The sequence below is a fragment of the Variovorax sp. CCNWLW235 genome (assembly GCF_037204085.1).
Taxonomy (GTDB): domain Bacteria; phylum Pseudomonadota; class Gammaproteobacteria; order Burkholderiales; family Burkholderiaceae_C; genus Variovorax.
The window spans coordinates 40,949-59,669 of sequence record NZ_JBBCBW010000015.1 but is presented as its reverse complement, the minus strand read 5'-3'; the positions used below and the strand labels follow the sequence as shown (position 1 = coordinate 59,669).

Here is an 18,721-nt window from a genome sequence, read left to right as displayed (position 1 = left end):
ATGGAGAACATGAGATGACGCTGGCAATGAGCTGGGACGAATGGGCCGATCACGACGGCATCGGGTTGGCCGAACGCGTGCGCAAGGGCGACGTGACGGCGGCGGAGCTGGCGGCCCAGGCGGCGGCCGGCATCGCGAAGCTCAACCCGCAGCTGGACGCGGTGGTCGAGGTGTTCGACGACGTGGTGGCCGATCCGCTGAAGGACGGCATGAACGCCGAGGGCGTGTTTGCGGGCCTGCCCTACCTGATGAAGGACCTGGGCCCCACGCTGAAGGGCCGGCTGCAGGAGTTCGGCTCGATGATGATGCAGGGCCATCGTCCGGCGGCCGACAGCTTCCTCACTGGCAAGCTGCGCAAGGCCGGCCTCAACATTGTGGGCCGCAGCACCACGCCCGAGTTCGGCGTGTGCAGCTCGGCCGAGAACGCGCTCTACACCACGCGCAATCCGTGGGACCTCGAATACACCACCTGCGGTTCTTCGGCCGGCACGGCCGCAGCCGTTGCGGCCGGCATACTGCCGTTGTCCCACGCCACCGATGGCGGCGGTTCCATCCGCATCCCCGCCGGCGTGAACGGCAACATCGGCCTGAAGGTGTCGCGCGGCGTGTTCTCGCTGGCGCCGGGCCTGTCGGACCTGTCCGGGCTGGTGTCCATCCAGGGCTGCCACAGCCGCACCGTGCGGGACACGGCCGCCTTCGTCGACCACTGCCGCGGCGGTGCGCCCGGCGAGTTCATGCCCTTCTGGTCGCCGGCCGAGCCGTACAGCGAACTCATCAAGAAGGACCCGCGCCGCCTGCGCATCGCGCTCTCGCACGAGTGGGGCGACTTCCGCGCCACGCCGCACTTCGTGGCCGAACTGGAGCGTGCCGGCCGTTTTCTCGAAGGCCTGGGCCATCACGTCGAATGGGCGCTGCCAAAGGTCGACTTCCAGGCGGCCTTTGCCGCCCAGACCACCTGCTACATCAGCAACTTCGCGCAGGTCATCGACGGCCATCTGCACCGCCTGGGGCTGGAGCGCCCGCCGGCCGAGCTGCTGGAGCCGATCAACATCAAGATCTGGGAAGCCGGGTTGCATACCTCCTACACGGAGCGCTCGAAGATGCAGGCGGTGTTCAACACCACCTCGCGCGCCTTCGGCAATTTCTTCGAGCAGTGGGACATCATCCTCACGCCGGTGACCGCGCTGCCCACCCCCAAGGTCGGCACCAGCGAGTACCTCACCACCAGCACCAATCCCTCGGTGTACGACTGGTTTGCCCATCTCTGGAAGAACTTTGCCTACACCCCGCTGGCCAACCTGTGCGGCATGCCGGGCATCTCGATGCCGATGGCTGCGCAGGAGAACGGCTTGCCGCTGGGCATCCATGCGCAGGCCGCGCAGGCGAACGACGGATTGCTGCTGCAGCTGGCCGCCCAGATCGAGCGGGCGATCGGTGGCCGGTGGAATTCGGGCCAGCGCCCCGGGGTGCACGTCACCAAGGGGTGAGGCTGCGGCCGCTCAGAGCAGGTTGCGCAGCGCGGCCTCGATGGCTGCGGCCGTTGCGAGCGGCTTTTCCATCGGGAACAGGTGGGTGCCGTCCATCATCGCGATGCGTCCCTTGGTGACCGTCTGGGTCATGGCCATGCCCACCTGCTTCATCTCGGCGGATTGCCGCCCGCCGATGAAGGCCGCCTTGCACTTGAGCGGATGGCGGCGCAGTAGCGCGCCGAGGTTGTGGGGCAGGGTGTCGTAGATGGCCGTTTCCACGTCGCGGTCGAAACTCAGCGCGCGCGTGTCTTCGCTTGCGAAGGTGCCGTGGTCGATGTAGTCGTGCAGCACCTGCTCGTCCCACCTGGCAAAGGCCTTCTTGCTGCGGAAGTGCTCGAACACCGCCTCGCGGTGCGCCCAGCTGTTCCTGCGTTTGCGGCTGATGGCGCTGGGCGAAAGGCTCTTCATGAGCGGCGTGCGCTTGACCACGTTGAGCGTGTTCGCGCGCCAGCCGCTGAGCACCGGCGAGTCGAGCAGCACCACGCCGCAAGCGAGCGCCGGATGCAGCGCCGCGCACATCAGGCTCAGGATTCCGCCAAGCGAATGGCCGACCAAAAACACGGGGCCGCCGGCGCGGTCGGCCTGCCGTTGTGCAAAGTCGGCCAGCTGCTGCACCAGGTGCGGCCAGTTGTCGGTGACGGGGTACTTCGGGTCGTGCCCGAATTTCTCGATGGCATCGACCTCGAAGCCGCGGTTGCGCAGGCTGTCGAGAACGACGCGGTAGGTGCTCGCCGGAAAGCTGTTGCCGTGCGAGAAGACGATGGGCGGCATCGCCATGGCTGCGGCCGGGCTCAGATGAGCTTTTCGTCGGGCGTGGAAATCTTGCGCAGCGGGCTGTGCCGGGTGGCCGGCATCTTCAGCGGATGCTCGGTGGCGGAGTCGTCCCACACCGGGTCTTCAATGCTGTCGAACACCTCGCGCAGCTTCTGGCCCCAGCTGTTGTGCATCATGCGGTAGTAGGGGTTGTCGGCGTCGATGCAGATCACGCGGTCGGTCTCGAACTTGTTGGCCTCGTACACCACCAGGTCGAGCGGCAGGCCCACCGAGAGGTTCGACTTCATGGTCGAGTCCATCGACACCAGCGCGCACTTGGCGGCTTCGTCGAGCGGGGTTTCGGGCGTGAGCACGCGGTCGAGCACCGGCTTTCCGTACTTCGATTCGCCCACCTGGAAGTAGGGCGTCTCGGTGGTGGCCTCGATGAAGTTGCCTGCCGAATACACCAGGAAGAGGCGCATGCCTTCGCCCTTGACCTGCCCGCCGAAGATGAACGACACGTTGAAGTCGAGCCCCGCATGCTTGAGCGCCTCGGCGTCGCGGTCGTACACGTGGCGCACGGCCGAGCCGAGCACGCGTGCGGCATCGAACATGCTCTTGGCGTTCCAGATGGTGATCGGGTCGCCCTGCGAGCCGTCTTCACGGGTTTCGCGCAGTTCCTCGATCTGCAAGATTTCGCGCACCGACTGCGAGATGCTCAGGTTGCCCGAAGACAGCAGCACCATGACGCGGTCGCCCGGCTGCTCGTAGACGATCATCTTGCGGAAGGTGCTGATGTGGTCCACCCCCGCATTGGTGCGCGAGTCGGAAAGAAACACCAGTCCGGCGTTGAGTTTGATGCCTACGCAATAAGTCATTTTTTCATCTCGCACGAAGGATGCCCGCTCACATGGCGCTGCGTTCGCGCGTGTTCAGTTTTTGTAAGGCATAGAGCGCGTCGAGCGCCTCCCGTGGCGTCATCGCATCGGGGTCGAGCGCGGCCAGGGCGGATTCTACGGCGCTGGCCAAGGGCGTTTCGGCCGCCGGCGGAGGTGCGAACAGGTCGACCTGCGCGCGCGTTTGTGCATGCTGCGATTCCAGCGCCTCGAGCGCCTGCCGCGCGTGGTTGACCACTGCGGCCGGCATCCCGGCGAGCCGCGCCACCTGGATACCGTAGCTCTTGCTGGCCGGGCCGGGCTGCATTTCGTGCAAAAACACGATGTCGCGGCCCGCCTCGGTGGCGCTCACGTGCATGTTCACGGCGCAGTGGTGCGTGGCCGGAAACTCGGTCAGCTCGAAGTAATGGGTGGCAAACAGCGTGAAGGCCTTGCTGCGGTCGTGCAGCTGGGCCGCAATGCCGGCGGCCAGCGCCAGGCCGTCGAAGGTACTGGTGCCGCGGCCGATTTCGTCCATGAGCACCAGCGACTGCGCAGTGGCGCTGTGCAAAATTTGCGCAGCCTCGGTCATCTCGAGCATGAAGGTCGACTGCGCGTTGGCCAGGTCGTCCGCCGCGCCAATGCGGGTGTGAATGGCGTCGATGGGCCCGAGCCGGCAGGCCGCCGCGGGCACGTGCGAGCCGATGGAGGCCAAGAGCACGATGATCGCCACCTGTCGCATGTAGGTCGACTTACCGCCCATGTTGGGGCCGGTGATCACCTGCATGCGCTGCTGCGGCCCTAGCTGCGTGTCGTTGGCGATGAAGCCGCCGGACGATTTTTCGGCCAGCCGCGCTTCCACCACCGGGTGGCGGCCCTGCTGAATTTCGATGCAGGGGTGCGACACGAAGCTCGGCGCGCGCCAGTGCAGCGTGTGCGAGCGCTCGGCCAGCGCGCAGAGTGCGTCGAGCGTGGCAATGGCGCCGGCCAGCTGCGTGAGCGCGTGCACCGAGGGCTGCAGCGCATCGAGCAGCTGCTCGTAAAGCCACTTCTCGCGGGCGAGGGCCCGGTCTTGCGCGCTCAGCGCCTTGTCTTCGAAAGCCTTCAGCTCGGGCGTGATGAAGCGCTCGGCGTTCTTCAGCGTCTGGCGGCGGCGGTAGTTGTCGGGCACCTTCGAGAGCGCGCTTTGCGTGACCTCGATGTAGAAGCCGTGCACGCGGTTGAACTGCACCCGCAGGTTGCTGATGCCGGTGCGCTCGCGCTCGCTCACTTCAAGCTTCAGCAGAAAGTCGTCGCAGTTCTCGCTGATGGCGCGCAGCTCGTCCAGCTCGGCGTCGTGGCCGGTGGCAATCACGCCGCCGTCGCGCACCAGCGCCGACGGGTCGGGCTTGATGGCGCTCGCCAGCAGGTCGGCGCATCCGGGCGGCGGCGCAAGCCGCTCGGCAATCTGGTCGAGCAGCGCGGCGGAGCCAGGCAGAAGCGGCGACAACTGTTCTGCCTTGGCCAGTGCAAGCCGCAGTGCCAGCAGTTCGCGCGGGCGCACCTGGCGCAGCGCAATGCGCGCCGCAATGCGCTCCACGTCGCTCGTGTTCTTGAGTTGTTCGCGCAGTGTGCGCCAAGGCGCGGCCGTGCCGCCCAGCACCGTCGATTGCAGCGCGCCGATGGCTTCGAGCCTCGCCTGCGCCTCGCTGCGGTCGCGCCGCGGCGACAGCAGCCAACGCTTCAGCAAGCGGCTGCCCATGCCCGTCATGCAGGTGTCGAGCAGCGAGAACATGGTGGGAGAATCTTCGCCGCGCAGCGTTTGCACCAGCTCCAGGTTGCGCCGCGTGGTGGGCGGCAGCTCGATCAGGTCGCCATCGCGTTCCACCGAAAGGCGCTGCACGTGCGAGAGGGCGCGGCCCTGCGTGTGCTCGGCATAGCCCAGCAGCGCGGCGGCGGCGGCATGCGCGTTGGCGAGCGATTCGGCGTTCCACGCGGCCAGGCTCTTGCTGCCCATTTGCTCGCTGAGCTTGCGTTCGCCCAGGCCGCCGTCGAACTGCCAGGCCGGGCGGATCGAAAGCGTGAAAGGCGTGGCCGCGCGTGCGGCTTTCAGGCGCTGCTCGAAGGCGGGCGTTACCTCGGCGCTGTAGAGCAGCTCGCTTGGGGCAATGCGCGCAATCCAGGTTTCGAGCGCGTCGGCCGGGCATTCGGCCAGCCGCAGCTCGGCGCCCGTGACGCTGAGCCACGCCAGGCCGCAAAAGTTGCGCGTGCCCGCATGCACCGCCAGCAGCAGCGATTCGCTCTTGTCGTTGAGCAGCTCCGAATCGGTCAGCGTGCCGGGCGTAACCACCCGCACCACCTTGCGCTCGACCGGGCCCTTGCTCGCGCCGACTTCGCCCACCTGTTCGCAAATGGCGACCGACTCGCCCAGCTTGATGAGCCGCGCAAGGTAGGTATCGACCGCGTGGAAGGGCACGCCGCACATCACCACCGGCTGGCCCGCCGACTGGCCGCGCTGCGTAAGGGTGATGTCGAGCAGGCGCGCGGCCTTTTCGGCGTCGGCCCAGAACAGCTCGTAGAAATCGCCCATCCGGTAGAACAGCAGGGTGTCCGGATGGTTGGCCTTGAGGCCCAGGTACTGCGCCATCATGGGCGTGTGCCCGGAGAAGTCGCTGGTCGAGGGGGAGGGTTGGGCAGTCGTCGTTTTCACTCGGGCGATTATCGGGGACGAGCGGGCGGCAAGCCGGTGCGCATTGCGGCGGTTGCGGCCGGTCGGCGCGCACCCGCCGCTCTAAAATCCGCCGACGCAAACCCCGCGTGAAGAACAAGGCGCCCATGGCTCACCCGGATGAATTCAAAGGCCCTGAAGCGGCCGCGCTGCCCGACACCGCTACCTTGCCCGCAGAGTTTGCCGCGTTGTACCTTTGCATGTCGCCTGCCCAGCTTGCCGACCTGCGCAAATCGAAGCGACCCGACGGGCGAGCAGGCAACGGCCCACCCGTCATCAGGCCGGTAGAAGGCGGTGCAGGCGGACCGAAAGACCCGCTGCTCTACACACTTGGCACATTGCGCAACTTCGCAAAGGCCCACACCGCCCCAACGGCGTTCGACACCGCGTTGAACTCCGGAATGCTGGGCTGGATGTCCGCCAAGCTGCCGTTCTTTGCGGAACTGGAACCCCGCGTCAAGCGCGGCAGGCGAGTGCTCATCGGCGGCGCCTGGGACCGGGCCGACCCCTTGCGCGAGAAGCGCTTCGCGGAACTGGCAAAGGGCCGCATCCGCTTCACATCATTGACCTGCGCCGAAGCCGCAGCCAGCCTGTGGGCCGACGTTGCAAGCCACTCTGCGTTGGCCGAGAAAGGCCTGGCGCTGCTCAAGAGCGAGACGCAGGCCATCGAAGCCTCGCTGGCCGCCACCGCGGCGCTGGCGGCGGCTTCGAAGCCGGCCGCGGCGGCCTGACTCCGATTTTCAAGATTGACCATGGACGAGTACCGATGCTGATCAACTGCGTGGCCTACGAAAACGGCGCCAAGCTCGCCGATATCCCGGTCGAGGACATCAGCGAATACATCGTCCGCCCCGGCTGCTTTGTGTGGGTGGCGCTGAGCGACGCCACGCCGGAAGAGCTGGCGCAGATGAAGGACGAATTCAACCTGCATCCCTTGGCGGTGGAAGACGCCCACCACGGCCATCAGCGGCCCAAGGTCGAGGAGTACGGCGACTCGCTCTTCGTGGTGATGCACCTCGTCGAGCCCTCTACCGAAGGCGGGCACGCCCTGAACGTGGGCGAGGTCGACGTGTTCGTGGGCAAGAACTACGTGCTTTCGGTGCGCAACCGCAGCCAGCAGGGCTTTCTGGGCGTGCGCGAGCGCTGCGAACGCGAGCCCGAGCTGCTGCGCAACGGCGCGGGCTTTGTGCTGTATGCGCTGATGGATGCGGTGGTCGACCGCTACTTTCCGGTGATCGATGCGCTCGAGGTGGAGCTTGAATCCATCGAGCAGCAGATCTTTACCCAGGGCGGCGCGGCGCGCGACAAGATCAAGCAGCTTTATGACCTGAAGCGGCGCAGCATGATCCTCAAGCGCGCGGTGGCGCCGCTGACCGAGGCGGCCGGCAAGCTGCACGGAGGGCGGGTGCCGCAGATCTGCGTGAGTTCGCAGGAATACTTTCGCGACGTGGCCGACCACCTGGTTCGCATCAACGGCTCCATCGACGCGATGCGCGACACCATCGGCACGGCCATTTCGGTGAACCTGTCGATGGTCACCATTGAAGAGAGCGAAGTGACCAAGCGGCTTGCCGCCTGGGCCAGCATTTTTGCGGTGTGCACCGCGTTTGCCGGCATCTGGGGCATGAACTTCGAGCACATGCCGGAGCTGAAACTTCGCTACGGCTATGCGGCCGCGCTGGCGCTGATGGGCGGCACCTGCAGCTACCTTTACTACCGCTTCAGGCGCGCCGGCTGGCTTTGAATGAGGGCTACTCGTCGTGCGTGTCGTGCGTGGCCACGGCACCGCGGCGCCAGTAGCCTGACGCGCGAACCCACTTCGGATTGGCGCCTCGCTCGCCCACCAGGTGCGCGCGCAGGGCCTTCGCAATCGCCGATTCGCATCCCACCCAGGCGTGGAAGTCACCCGCCGGCAGCTTCATTGCCTTGAGCGCATCGAGCAGCACCGGGCTCAGCCCCGGTTCAGCGCCCTTGCGGTGCACCCATTGCAGCGTGAGCTCGGCCTGCGTTTCGAACGGCACCTGGTCGGCCTCGCTGTCGACCTCGGCCAGCACAACCACGCGCGCTCCGGCCGGCAGCTCGGCCAGGCGCCGTGCGATGGCGGGCAGGGCAGTGTCGTCGCCGATGAGCAGGTGCCAGTCGAAATCGGTCGGCACGATGAACGAGCCGCGCGGCCCGCCCACGCCGAGCATGTCGCCGGGCTTGACCTGCTCGGCCCATTGGGTGGCGGGGCCGGCTTCGTGCAGCGCGAAGTCGAGTTCCAGCGTGTTGGCCTGCGGGTCATGCCGGCGCGGCGTGTAGTCGCGCATGGTCGGCCGGCCGCTTGCGGGCCACACCGGGCCGTCAGGCCCCACGGTGGGCAGCGTGAGCTTGCCGGTCGTGGCATCGGGAAAAAAGATCTTCGCGTGGTCGTCGAAGCCCAGGCTCGTAAAGCCCGCAAGGTCATCGCCGGTGAGCGTGACGCGGATCAGGTGCGGCGTGACGCGCTGCACCGTTTTTACCGTGAGCTGCCGAAAGCGAAGCTCGTGCCGCACGCGGCGCGGCGTGCGGTCGGGCGGGGAAGAAGAAGCGGGAGATGTGTCGGTCGAGAAGTCGGTCATTTCAGAAAAAGCTTTCTAGATGCGTTCCAGTTGCTGGGCGGCGCTGTCGAGCACCGCGGCGAAATCGTGGGCTTGTTGTTCTGTGAGGGGCGGGCCCGAAAGGCGCATGCGCATGGCGAGCTTCAGGTTTTCGATGGCGCGCGTTACCTGCGGCGGGCGCCCGCCGCGCGGGCCGGCTCCGTCTACGCCGCCGTTCATGCGGGCCATCATTGCGTCGGCCATGTCGTTGTTGGCGGCCAGAAACTCCTGGCCGCTGGCCGTGATGCTGTAGCGCTTGCGCCCGCCGGTGTCGGCAGTTTCCACGCTCAGGTAGCCCATTTCTTCAAGCAGCGTGAGCGTGGGGTACACCACGCCAGGGCTCGGCGCATAGCTGCCGCCCAAGCGGTCTTCAATGGCCTTGATGAGCTCGTAGCCGTGGGCCGGCTTGTCTGCAATGAGCCGCAGCAGCACAAAGCGCAGGCCGCCATGGCCGAACACCCGCCCGCCGCCGCGCCCGCCACGGCCACCGGAAAGGCCGTCTTCGTGCTCGCCACGGGGCGTGTGGCAGTGGTGGTGATGGTGGTGGCCGAAGTGGGGGTGTCGCATATCGATGTCCTCTCGAGGTATGTCGAAATTATTTTCGATATATCTAAAAAAGTCAAACGACTGTGCCTGCCGCATCGTTGCGCGGCACCGTTCAAGGCTCGGCCAAGGGGAGGAGGGGAGAGAAGAAGGCGCTGGCCGAAGCCAGGCAAAACGGGGCGGCAGGCGCCACCCTCAACGGACGGTAACGACGATCAGGCGATCATCGATTCCAGGTCGGACGCCAGTTCGCGGGGCGCCGGCATGTCTTGCATCACGTCTTCAGAAATGCCAATGGCATCCGCCGACTGGGCCGGCCAAACGTGCTGCGAGTCGCCGATGCGCAGGCCTTCGCGCTCCAGCGCAACGCGCCAGACGGCAAGGTGCAGCACATTGGCCAGCGGATCGACCTGCTCGGCTTCCATCGGGTTGGCAAAGCACGAGAGGGCGCTGATGAACTCGGGCGCAAACTCCCAGCGGGCAGCCAGCCGGGCGCCCACTTCGCCATAGTGAAAGCCGAACTTCTCCCGTTCGACCTCGAGCCGCCCCATCCGGTCGAAAGGGTGCACCGCGTTGAGCTTGGCCATTTGCTCCTTCATGGCGCCGGCCATGATCAGGTGGCCGATGGCGTGCATGCTGCCCACGGTGAACGCAAGGCTCTGGTCCACGCTGCGGGTCTTGCCGGCAAGGTAGCGCGCCACCGCCGCCACGCGCAGGCTGTGCGACCAGAAAGACGGCAGATGCACCCCGTCGACCTTGCGGAACGTGCCCGTAAGGCCAGAGCTCACCACCAGCGAGCGGATCGACGAGAAGCCCAGCAGCTGGATCGCGTCTTGGATCGAGAGGATTTTGCGGCGCAGCCCGAAGTACGGAGAGTTGGCCATGCGCAGCACCCGGGCCGTCAGCACCTGGTCGAGCTCGACCTTGCGTGCAACCACGGGAATGGAGGCGTCCTCGTTGCGCAAGAGCTCGATCAAGTCGAACACCACCTTGGGCACCGTGGGAAGCAAATGGCTTTCGGCAAACAGTTCGTCCAGGGTCATGGCGATCTCAGGCTGTAGTTTTCGCTGCCCGGAATTGTGCTGCAACTATAGTGTTACATGTTGATGTCTTCAGGGATCGGGTCAACTCCCATAGTCCGAATGCAGACTTCCAGCAACAACGCCGCCATTGTCCGGAGCCGCCTGCCTATTGCCATACCGCTTTTGAGTGATGCGCCTGCCCCCCCGCACTGCTAAAAGTGCGGGATTCGTCAAAAAAGAGGGAGCGGGCGCATGGCAGCACACCGATTCGTCAATTTGCGCGCGGACGGAAGCCCCGTTCACCTCTTCGACGACAAGAAGAAAAAGATCCGCGAAGTCATCTGGGGCGACTTCCTCAAGGTCAAGAAAGACCTTGGCGACGGGTGGCTGGAAATCGACTGGGCCGCCCGCTCGCCCACCAAGCGGCGCACCCTCTACATCCCCAAAGAAGACACCGTCGCCCGCCGGCCGCTCGAAATCATCTTTGTCGACGTGGGCCAGGGCGACGGCGCCGTGCTCATCTCGCCCGAGACCGGCGGCGATGAGCGCATCGTCGTCATCGACGCCGGAGAGGGCGGCAACATGCGCGCCTTTCTTGCCGCCAGGTTTCAGACCTACCGCGGCTTCGACTTTGCCGCCGCCGTAATGACGCACCCCGACAGCGACCATTACCTGGGCTTCAAGGACATCTTTGCCGACCCCGGCATCGGCTTTGGCACCGTGTATCACAACGGCCTTGTCGAGCGGCCCGTGAGCGGCACCTGGGAAAAGCTCGGCGGCAAGCCCGTGAAGGAAAACGGCGCATCGGTTGCCTACATAGGCGACCTTGCCGCCGACTACGCCACCGTCAAGACCATCTTCGGAAACGCGGGCACCACCCACCTCTTTCCGCAAGTCATGAAGGCCGCGCTAAACAACCCGAAGATCCAGGACATCTGCATGCTCTCGGCCCAGCACGCGACGATAGAAGACGACACCGCCTGGATGCCCGGATTTGCCCCTTCGGACGACCGCGGCTACACCATACGCGTGCTTGCGCCGGTGGTTGAAGAAGGCCCCGACGGCACCCCCGCGCTGCGGCAACTGGGCTCGTACAACGAAACCAAGAACGGCCACTCCGTCATCTTGCGGCTGCAATACGGCAAGTTCAGCGTGCTGTTCGGCGGCGACTTGAACGAAGGCGCCGAAAAATTCTTGCTGCAGCACTACACCGGCACTGCGGATAACAAGTTTCCGAGAGCAGGCACGCCCGCCTACGACGACATGGTGACCAAGGCGCGAGATACCTTCAGGTCAGACATCATGAAGTCTTGCCACCACGGCTCCGAAAAGGTGACCGATGCGTTTCTGGACGCCGTCAACCCGGCTGCCTTCATCATTTCGTCAGGAGACGAAGAGGGCCACATCCACCCCAGGCCCGACTTGCTCGGCCGCCTGGGCCGCTTCGGCCGCGGCGGCGCACCGGTGATTCTTTCCACCGAGCTTCAGCGCTCTTCGCGCGCGATGGAGAACAAGAGCTCCGTCGACGCGCTGATGGCCGGAATCGACAAGCTGGCGGCTGGAACGCTCTCGCAAGACAAGGTTGCGCAGTTGAAGGCTGATGTGAAACAGCTCGCGCGCAGCAACGTCGAGGTGTATGGCGCGATCTATCTGAAGACCGATGGGGAAAGGCTGATTACGGCTTTTCGGATTGAGGCTAAGTCGGAAGTTGAGAAGTGGTTTTATTTTCGGTATCGGTTTGAGGGGGATGTGTTGGTTCGGGAGGATTGAGGGCAATGGACATATGCGTCGAACAAGACAGCGAAGGTCCGGACCTGCCTCTCTCCCTCTCTCAATCGCGTGCGGTGCATCGAGGCGTCATGCGGAGGGAAGATGAATAAGCTGAAGCTGCAGCTCGAGTATTGCTACGGCATTCGCAAGTTGGACGTGGTGCTGGAATACGCAAGCGCTTCCGCCATTGCCATCTACGCGCCCAACGGTGCGATGAAAAGCTCGTTAGCCAACACCTTCCAAGACATTGCGGACGGCAAACAATCGCGAGACCGGATTTTCCCAAACCGTGCCACAACGCGAGTAGTCCAGGACGAAAACAGCGTCGAACTTGCGGCCGGCAAGGTGCTCGTCCTAAGGCCATACGAGGAGTTCACTAGCAAGGGCGACGGCACGGCAACCTTGCTGGTAAACGCCGCGCTGCGTCAGGAGTATGAATCGCTGCACGCAGGCGTCATCTCTGCGCGCACGGCCCTCATGAGTGCGCTCAAAACGACAGCGAGAACCAAGCGGGCGGTGGACCGCGAGGTCTCGTCGACATTCCTGCCTTCGGGAGGGGAGTTCGACGCGGTGCTGGCGAGCTTGAAGGACGAGTTGGACAAGGACTGGGAGCCTGCCTTCAAGGATGTGCCCTACGACGTCATGAACGACGACCGAGTCGTGGCGTTCCTGGCCAACGGTGACTTCCGCACAGCGATCAATGACTACACGAAAAAGTACAACGAGCTGCTCGCCGCCTCAAAGTACTTTAAGAAAGGCGGCTTTAACTACTACGAGGCCACCAACGTGGCGAAGGAGCTGAAGAACAGCGGCTTCTTCAAAGCCAAGCATTCCGTGAGCCTCAACGGTGACGAGAAGCAAGAGGTCAACTCCGAGGCGGAGCTCCAAGCTCTCATTGACGCGGAGCGAGCCAAGATCTCTGAGGACGCCGCACTTCGAAAAAAGTACGAAGAGCTTGAAAAGCAGATTCAGAAGAACGCGCAACTCCGTGAGTTCGAGACCTACCTGCAGGGTCACGAAGAGCTGCTACCAGAGCTTGCTGACCCGGCGGCGTTCAAGAAGAAGCTCTGGATGTCATACCTCAAGGTGAATCACGCCTTATGCGTCGACGTCCTGAGCAAGGTCGACCAAGCAGCCGTGCGTTCAGCAGAGATTGAGGCGCAGGCTGCTCAGGAGCAAACGCAGTGGCAGGCGGTCATCGATATCTTCAACAACCGCTTCATCGTCCCGTTCCATCTTGAGGTGGCAAACAAGGTTCAGGTCGTGCTCGGCAAGGAAACAGCACCACGCCTAGGTTTTGTTTTCAAAGATGGCAACGACCACGCCCCGGTTGAGCGTGACGCCTTGCTGCAGACGCTCAGCACCGGCGAGAAGAAGGCGTTTCACGTCCTGAATATGTTATTCGACATCGAGGTGCGTCGCGCTGCCGGCCTAGAAACGCTTCTCGTCGTTGACGACATTGCCGACTCGTTCGACTACAAAAACAAGTACGCCATCATTCAGTACCTCTCCGACTTAGCGGAGGATCAGCACTTCAAGCTGCTCATCCTTACTCACAACTTCGACTTCTACCGAACCATCGAGAGCCGAAACCTTGTTCCACGGAAGAACTGCTTCATGGTTTCGAAGACGGCCGCTGGTGTCACACTCGAAGCAGCCCAAGGTGTGCGCAACGTCTTCAGCAAGGTCTGGAAGCCGGATTTCTTCACGGACGACCGGAAGAAGATTTGTTGCATCCCCTTCATGCGCAATCTCCTTGAGTACACGAAAGGTGAGGCCGACGCCGATTACCTGCTCCTGACATCGCTTCTTCACTGGAAAGCAAATACGGCGCAGATAACCGTCGCAGACCTCGATGCAATTTACATCAACCTCTTTGGAGCTACCGGACAGTCGGTCAACGGCGCAACACCTATTGTTGATCTCTTGGTCACCGAGGTCGCTGCGTGCCTTCAGGCTGCTGACGGAATTAACTTTGAGAACAAAGTGGTCTTGGCTATCGCCACACGGATACAGGCGGAGAAGTTCATGGCGGCCAAGATCAACGATGCCGCCTGGCTGGCAGGCATCACCGCCAACCAGACCCCGGTGCTGCTCAAGCGCTACCGCAACGAGTTTCCTGCCGAGATCGCAAATCTTGGCGTCATTCAGCGAGTCCTCCTTATGACGCCCGAGAATATCCACCTGAACTCGTTCATGTACGAGCCAATTTTGGACATGTCGGACCAGCATCTGCGACGTCTGTACTCGCAGGTTGTGGCGATGGCCTAGTAGCGACCTGGTCAGTAGCGGCTTAAGGTTCTTCGAAGCGGCATTGACCTCAATTCCGCGATACCGCAGCTTCCCTCTTGGGCGAGCAAGCCCGGTTATCCGGCTCCCGATGGATAACAGGGAAATGCCTAGCATTGAGGTTGTTGCGTGCCGGGTCACTCAATGACCGCTAGACCCGAGATCATGAGCTCAGCGTCAGGATGTGACCGACCACACCCGCTGCATTGCCGACCTTGAGGTATGCCCGCTCCAGACTGACAGCGGAAGCTCGCCAACGACCGCTTTGCGGCACCTCTGTTTTGGCCAGCCAGGGTGACCCGCCCTCCGACTGCGACGAGCCAGCAGGACGATATTCACGTTGCTTCGGAGCGTCAATGGCGTGCTTTCGCTCTCTCTGGTCACACAAAGTTACGCGCCCTTGGTATCCTGCCCACAAATCAGAGAGCCCGCGGCAATTCAGCTCGAGCTTCTCTTATCGGAGCAAGGTTCGAATGGCGACTGCTAGAAAAGATTACGGCGACAATGAACACAGCATTCTGTATGCAGAGACAAACGGATGTTGTCCTCTTTGCTTAAAGCCAATCCTGTTTCGCAAGCCGAACTCCGGCAGGCTGAGCAAGGGCTATGAAGTGGCTCATATCTATCCGCTCAATCCAACTCTTGCTCAAGCCACGGCCCTAGTCGGGCGAGCACCTCCCACGAACGTCAACGCCTTAGAGAACGTCGTTGCGCTGTGCCCTACATGTCACACAAGGTACGACACGGACTTCCAGCTTGAGGAGATGGACAAGCTCAGCGGAATCAAAAATCGCTTTCTGGCTAACGCTCGAGCCAATGCAACGATTTCTGACTACATGATCGAGGACGAGGTCTACGCAATCTTGGACAGCATCTCTTCCTTGGCTGGCGATGATCTCGACGTCCCCCCTACCAGTTTCGACGCCACGACTGTCGACAAGAAGCTGCGTACTGGCATGAGCCCTCTGCAAAGGCTTGAGATCAAGACTTACGCAGTCAACTTTTATGTTCGCATTCGGGATCAGATCCGGATGTTGGAGCAGAACGACCAAGTCGCAATTCGCATGCTACAGAACCAGGTCAACACCTACTACCTCGCGATGCAACAGCAAAGCCCGGATAACAAGGACGCGATCTTCAACTTCGTTGCGCAGTGGATCAGTACTCGAACTGGAAGGCCACTACTTGCGGCAAAAGTGCTGACGTCGTTCTTCGTTCAAAACTGCGAGGTCTTCGATGCTGGTCCCTAGCAAGTTCACACGGCTTGAAGAGTCGACGTTGTTCAAGATGAGAAAGATCTTGATCGGGAATTCGCAGGGTGAAACGGTGCAAGGCGTTTACCGCCGCACGAAGGGCGTCTTTCAGGACGCGGCCGAGCTCCTCCACGCGCTGGATGTGTTGTTCGTGCTCGGCGTGCTGACCATTGAAGACGAGACTGGTTTGATCACCTATGCTTAAAGAAATCCGCTGCGTCCACTTCAGCCATTCGCCGATTGAATTCCACCCTGGCCTTAATGTCATCCTAGGTGACGATGACGCTAAGAATTCCATTGGCAAATCCACTGTCTTAATGGTCATCGACTTTGTTTTTGGTGGCTCAACCTTCACGGAAAAGGACGATGCAGGAGCAATCCGTGAGCTTGGCCCGCATCGCTATGACTACTCATTCCAGTTCGGCGCTAGGCGAATGTACTTCTCACGCCACACCGATAGCCCCGACCTGGTGCGCGAATGCAACGAGGCCTATGAGGCACAAAGGGAGCTCGGGCTCGACGAGTACAACAGGCTATTAAAGCTTATGTATGGGCTGGACGGGCTGGACGGCACGTTCCGAAATGTTGTCAGCCCGTTTGCACGAATCTGGAAGAAAGGCGGGCTGGACCCGAGCCACCCCTTCGTCGCGGCAGACAAGGAAACATTTGCAGCGGCCATCGCCCGCTTGGTTGATTTATTCGGTCGCAGTCCTGACGTTGCACAAGAGCGCAAGACTTTGGATGTTCTCAAAGGCCGCAAGAAGCTGATCGGAGACTCTATGGCTGCCAGCATCATTCCGAGGATCACTAAGACGCAGTACGAAGAAAACACGCGCTCCATAGAGTCCAACCGAGCTCAAATTGAGCAGCTCAGGGACGGCTTCGGTGGCGCCCTCAACGTCTACGAATCCTTGTTCGACCAGAACCTGCAGAAGAAGCAGCAGCGCAAGATCGAGCTTGGGGGTCAGCGTGTCGAGTTGCAAAACAAGATTCGTCGCTTGCAGCGGGAGATCTCAGGCATAACACCGCGTCTCGCCGCAAACATCGCTCTAGTCGCCGACTTCTTCCCGAATGTCAACGTGCAGCGCCTAGAACAAGTGGAGGCGTTTCACCAGAAGATCGGGAGCATTGTCAAAAAGGAGCTGAGGGACGAGCTAGCCGGCACCATCGAACAGGAGCGCGCGGCAGCAGCCGAAGTGACCCAGTTGGACAAAGAAATCCAATCGTCCCTCCAGTCGAAAGGCATGCCTGATGACGTCTTCAATAGATTGTTCGAGCTGAAAGGGGCTGTCGACAAGGCAAGCAACGAGAACGCTCACTTCGAAAGTAAGGCCAACATCGACTCGGCCGTCAAAGGCTCCAGTAACAGACTCGAAGACATCTATGCAGGAATTTTCTTGGCCATTGAGGGCCAAGTAAACAGCAAGCTCCGTTCATTCAACAAGGTGGTCTACGGCGCATCGCGGGTTCCCTCCGAACTGCGCATTAAAGGGGCCGGGTCGTATCTGTTTACATCACCAGATGACACCGGGACAGGCAAGTCATTCGCCGGCTTGGTTGGCTTTGATTTGGCAATGCTTTCGATGACCAAGCTGCCTATGGCGATTCACGATTCAGTTATTTATAAGAATATTGAGGTGCCAGCAACTGTGCGAATTCTTCGCATGCTCTCCGCCATGCGGTCAAAGCAGATATTCCTGTCGTTCGACGAAGCAAAGAAATTTGGACCTTACATCGAACGCCTGCTTAAGCGCTTCACTGTTCTAAAGCTGGCTAACGACGACCTTCTGTACAAGAGGGATTGGCGCGGACGCAAGTAGGCCCCGGAACGGGGCTGCGACCTTGTCGTTGGAGGACGCCTTTCGGACCGCGACTTCGCGAACGTAATAGTCAGCACCCGCTGCACAGCAGCCTTCACGGATATTCAACGGAGGAGTGTGGTCGAGGCGCATGCATGGTCGTGATCGCTGGCCGAGACTAATCCCCCAATCAGCCAGTTAGAGCAATCCAACCACCAATCGCTACGCAGACTTGTTTTTCTTGGTGGGTTTATCCAGCGCCTTGAAAAACTCCGAGGGCTGCATGCCTAGGGCCTCGATGATTTTCATCATGTTCACTATGGCCAGGTTGCGTTCGCCGCGTTCCACGCCACCCATGTAGCTCCGGTCGATTCCGCACTCGTCGGCGAACGACTCTTGTGAAAAATTCATCGCCTTACGACGGTTCCGCACGGCTTGGCCAAAAGCCACCAGCGCGGGGTGTCTTTCTTCTGGTGGGGGTGGTACTCGCGCCATCTCTCAATGCTCGTTCCAGAAGGTCCAAAACTCCACGGTTCATAAGGTGACGGTCTTTAAAACCGCGGTCTAAAAGTATCTTTTCGAGTTACGATCCGCCCTGTGCGGCGGCGAACGACCGACGCGATACCAATAAGAGGCAGGGGAATGGAGATGAAGTGCGGAAAGTTTTCTCGAGCGCGGCTCGAGCGGAGGGACGCTGCCATGGAGCGGAGTGAAGGCAAGCCCGAGCGGCTCGCCTGCCCCTCTCTAGACGAGCCCTTGAACAGGGCCTTCATGGCCTGCAAAGCCTCGGCCGAGTTAACGGACTGGCATGACCACTGCATAGCTTCCGGCCGCAGGTTGTCACTCGATGAGTTGGGCTTTCTTGTCGCACATGTCTCACGCCTATGGGCTACGGAGAAGATAGCGCGTGACGAGCGCACCGTGGCAAAGATTGCCGACGAGTTCGCCGGGTACTTCCCTTGCCATGACCATCGTGGCTTCCGTGAAGTTCGCACGAGACAACTCGGCGTCGAAAAGGCGCGGTGCGAAGAGGTTCCCAGTCAATCTATGTGGACGCTCGCCTGCGGGCTCTGGTCTTTGCGAGTCCCCAAGGAAAGCACCGCAACCGCCTCCAGCCGCACGCTCAAGTTGATGGCGATTGGCGGCAAACTGATCCGCCGCAGCATGACGGGTACCGAGGACGCGGAGCCACTGATCGCCGCATTCGCGCAGGGAGTGGTGCTGGGGTTCTACCGGCTTGCACAGAGCGACATTCCCGGCGCGCTGGAGGGCGTGGGTTTCTGGCTGCATTGCGAGTTGGCCGTCGTCCACCAAGCTGGCGTGGCCGGCGGCCGGCGGATTCGCGCGCAGGATGATCGAAAGCCGAGCCGGCCCCTTGCCATAGGTCAAACATAGCCGCGAAAGCTGATGCGTAACCCAGTGAGAACAGGCGCCGCTTGGACGCTGCATTCAGGACAACGCCAGTCCGGACCGCGCATGCTGAGGCTCCCTAAACTCGATGGGAGACCGTCATGGGACCAGCAAACTCTGCAACCTGCCGAGTGCCTTGGAACAAGGGCAAGA

General features: G+C 62.0%; 16 protein-coding genes. 9 read left to right on the top strand and 7 right to left on the bottom strand.

From position 1 onward, the window contains the following. The first annotated feature begins 14 nt into the window (after positions 1-14). Positions 15-1,487, top strand: a complete 1,473-nt coding sequence (locus tag V9L21_RS17225) for an amidase (RefSeq protein ID WP_337313884.1) — start codon at positions 15-17, stop codon at positions 1,485-1,487. Positions 1,488-1,499: 12 nt separating this feature from the next. Here the strand turns inward: V9L21_RS17225 and V9L21_RS17220 are convergent, their stop codons facing one another. Genes V9L21_RS17220 through mutS form a run of 3 tightly spaced genes read right to left on the bottom strand, consistent with a single transcriptional unit; the run spans position 1,500 to position 5,786 of the window. Continuing rightward, positions 1,500-2,306 carry an alpha/beta hydrolase gene (locus V9L21_RS17220; RefSeq protein ID WP_337313882.1) on the bottom strand — a complete coding sequence of 269 codons (807 nt, stop codon included), beginning with the start codon at positions 2,304-2,306 and terminating at the stop codon, positions 1,500-1,502. A gap of 14 nt (positions 2,307-2,320) precedes the next feature. Next, entirely contained in the window at positions 2,321-3,160 is an 840-nt protein-coding gene (locus tag V9L21_RS17215; RefSeq protein WP_337313880.1) for a proteasome-type protease, read from the bottom strand. A gap of 28 nt (positions 3,161-3,188) precedes the next feature. Beyond that, positions 3,189-5,786 carry a DNA mismatch repair protein MutS gene (gene mutS, locus V9L21_RS17210; protein WP_337314015.1) on the bottom strand — a complete coding sequence of 866 codons (2,598 nt, stop codon included), beginning with the start codon at positions 5,784-5,786 and terminating at the stop codon, positions 3,189-3,191. A gap of 185 nt (positions 5,787-5,971) precedes the next feature. On the opposite strand from mutS, the gene V9L21_RS17205 reads away from it, so the two are divergent. Next, entirely contained in the window at positions 5,972-6,595 is a 624-nt protein-coding gene (locus tag V9L21_RS17205; protein ID WP_337313878.1) for a hypothetical protein, read from the top strand. A 35-nt stretch (positions 6,596-6,630) separates the two neighbouring features. Beyond that, on the top strand, positions 6,631-7,608 hold the full coding sequence (gene corA, locus V9L21_RS17200) for a magnesium/cobalt transporter CorA (RefSeq protein ID WP_337313877.1): 978 nt from the start codon (positions 6,631-6,633) through the stop codon (positions 7,606-7,608). Between the two features lie 7 nt (positions 7,609-7,615). On the opposite strand, the gene V9L21_RS17195 is transcribed toward corA, so the two are convergent. The 3 genes from V9L21_RS17195 to V9L21_RS17185 form a co-directional block, all read right to left on the bottom strand. Next, on the bottom strand, positions 7,616-8,464 hold the full coding sequence (locus V9L21_RS17195) for a siderophore-interacting protein (protein ID WP_337313875.1): 849 nt from the start codon (positions 8,462-8,464) through the stop codon (positions 7,616-7,618). A 15-nt stretch (positions 8,465-8,479) separates the two neighbouring features. Further along, positions 8,480-9,049: a PadR family transcriptional regulator gene (locus V9L21_RS17190; RefSeq protein WP_337313872.1), complete on the bottom strand. Its 570-nt coding sequence runs from the start codon at positions 9,047-9,049 to the stop codon at positions 8,480-8,482. A gap of 191 nt (positions 9,050-9,240) precedes the next feature. Next, positions 9,241-10,068: an HDOD domain-containing protein gene (locus tag V9L21_RS17185; RefSeq protein ID WP_337313870.1), complete on the bottom strand. Its 828-nt coding sequence runs from the start codon at positions 10,066-10,068 to the stop codon at positions 9,241-9,243. A 231-nt stretch (positions 10,069-10,299) separates the two neighbouring features. On the opposite strand from V9L21_RS17185, the gene V9L21_RS17180 reads away from it, so the two are divergent. The 5 genes from V9L21_RS17180 to V9L21_RS17160 all read left to right on the top strand — a co-directional run bounded on the left by V9L21_RS17180 (position 10,300) and on the right by V9L21_RS17160 (position 17,179). After that, a complete protein-coding gene (locus tag V9L21_RS17180) occupies positions 10,300-11,817 on the top strand; it encodes a ComEC/Rec2 family competence protein (protein ID WP_337313868.1) in 1,518 nt (505 codons plus the stop codon). 102 nt (positions 11,818-11,919) lie between these two features. Further along, positions 11,920-14,088, top strand: a complete 2,169-nt coding sequence (locus V9L21_RS17175) for a phage infection protein (protein WP_337313866.1) — start codon at positions 11,920-11,922, stop codon at positions 14,086-14,088. A 491-nt stretch (positions 14,089-14,579) separates the two neighbouring features. Continuing rightward, complete coding sequence (locus V9L21_RS17170) at positions 14,580-15,356, top strand: ABC-three component system protein (RefSeq protein WP_337313865.1); 777 nt, start codon at positions 14,580-14,582, stop codon at positions 15,354-15,356. Beyond that, the gene (locus V9L21_RS17165) at positions 15,343-15,564 is read left to right on the top strand and encodes an ABC-three component system middle component 7 (protein ID WP_337313863.1); all 222 of its coding nucleotides are present in this window, start codon (positions 15,343-15,345) and stop codon (positions 15,562-15,564) included. Before V9L21_RS17170 ends, V9L21_RS17165 begins: the two co-directional genes overlap by 14 nt. Further along, positions 15,557-17,179 (top strand): DUF2326 domain-containing protein, encoded by a 1,623-nt coding sequence (locus V9L21_RS17160; protein ID WP_337313861.1) that lies wholly within the window; start codon positions 15,557-15,559, stop codon positions 17,177-17,179. The genes V9L21_RS17165 and V9L21_RS17160 overlap by 8 nt, the downstream gene beginning before the upstream one ends. A gap of 201 nt (positions 17,180-17,380) precedes the next feature. Here V9L21_RS17160 and V9L21_RS17155 read toward each other — a convergent pair whose 3' ends face one another. Continuing rightward, positions 17,381-17,653, bottom strand: coding sequence for a helix-turn-helix domain-containing protein (locus tag V9L21_RS17155; protein ID WP_337313859.1), 273 nt, complete (start codon positions 17,651-17,653; stop codon positions 17,381-17,383). Between the two features lie 204 nt (positions 17,654-17,857). On the opposite strand from V9L21_RS17155, the gene V9L21_RS17150 reads away from it, so the two are divergent. Beyond that, positions 17,858-18,553, top strand: a complete 696-nt coding sequence (locus tag V9L21_RS17150; RefSeq protein ID WP_337313857.1) for a hypothetical protein — start codon at positions 17,858-17,860, stop codon at positions 18,551-18,553. Positions 18,554-18,721 lie beyond the last annotated feature (168 nt).

Bases quoted from the DNA above. Each gene is read 5' to 3' on its own strand.
- V9L21_RS17190 (WP_337313872.1), bottom strand. From the start codon at position 9,049: ATGCGACACCCCCACTTCGGCCACCACCATCACCACCACTGCCACACG.
- V9L21_RS17170 (WP_337313865.1), top strand. From the start codon at position 14,580: ATGGCGACTGCTAGAAAAGATTACGGCGACAATGAACACAGCATTCTG.
- V9L21_RS17225 (WP_337313884.1), top strand. From the start codon at position 15: ATGACGCTGGCAATGAGCTGGGACGAATGGGCCGATCACGACGGCATC.
- V9L21_RS17205 (WP_337313878.1), top strand. From the start codon at position 5,972: ATGGCTCACCCGGATGAATTCAAAGGCCCTGAAGCGGCCGCGCTGCCC.
- V9L21_RS17220 (WP_337313882.1), bottom strand. From the start codon at position 2,306: ATGGCGATGCCGCCCATCGTCTTCTCGCACGGCAACAGCTTTCCGGCG.
- V9L21_RS17155 (WP_337313859.1), bottom strand. From the start codon at position 17,653: ATGGCGCGAGTACCACCCCCACCAGAAGAAAGACACCCCGCGCTGGTG.
- V9L21_RS17175 (WP_337313866.1), top strand. From the start codon at position 11,920: ATGAATAAGCTGAAGCTGCAGCTCGAGTATTGCTACGGCATTCGCAAG.
- mutS (WP_337314015.1), bottom strand. From the start codon at position 5,786: ATGATGGCGCAGTACCTGGGCCTCAAGGCCAACCATCCGGACACCCTG.
- V9L21_RS17185 (WP_337313870.1), bottom strand. From the start codon at position 10,068: ATGACCCTGGACGAACTGTTTGCCGAAAGCCATTTGCTTCCCACGGTG.
- corA (WP_337313877.1), top strand. From the start codon at position 6,631: ATGCTGATCAACTGCGTGGCCTACGAAAACGGCGCCAAGCTCGCCGAT.
- V9L21_RS17195 (WP_337313875.1), bottom strand. From the start codon at position 8,464: ATGACCGACTTCTCGACCGACACATCTCCCGCTTCTTCTTCCCCGCCC.
- V9L21_RS17215 (WP_337313880.1), bottom strand. From the start codon at position 3,160: ATGACTTATTGCGTAGGCATCAAACTCAACGCCGGACTGGTGTTTCTT.
- V9L21_RS17180 (WP_337313868.1), top strand. From the start codon at position 10,300: ATGGCAGCACACCGATTCGTCAATTTGCGCGCGGACGGAAGCCCCGTT.
- V9L21_RS17160 (WP_337313861.1), top strand. From the start codon at position 15,557: ATGCTTAAAGAAATCCGCTGCGTCCACTTCAGCCATTCGCCGATTGAA.
- V9L21_RS17150 (WP_337313857.1), top strand. From the start codon at position 17,858: ATGGAGCGGAGTGAAGGCAAGCCCGAGCGGCTCGCCTGCCCCTCTCTA.
- V9L21_RS17165 (WP_337313863.1), top strand. From the start codon at position 15,343: ATGCTGGTCCCTAGCAAGTTCACACGGCTTGAAGAGTCGACGTTGTTC.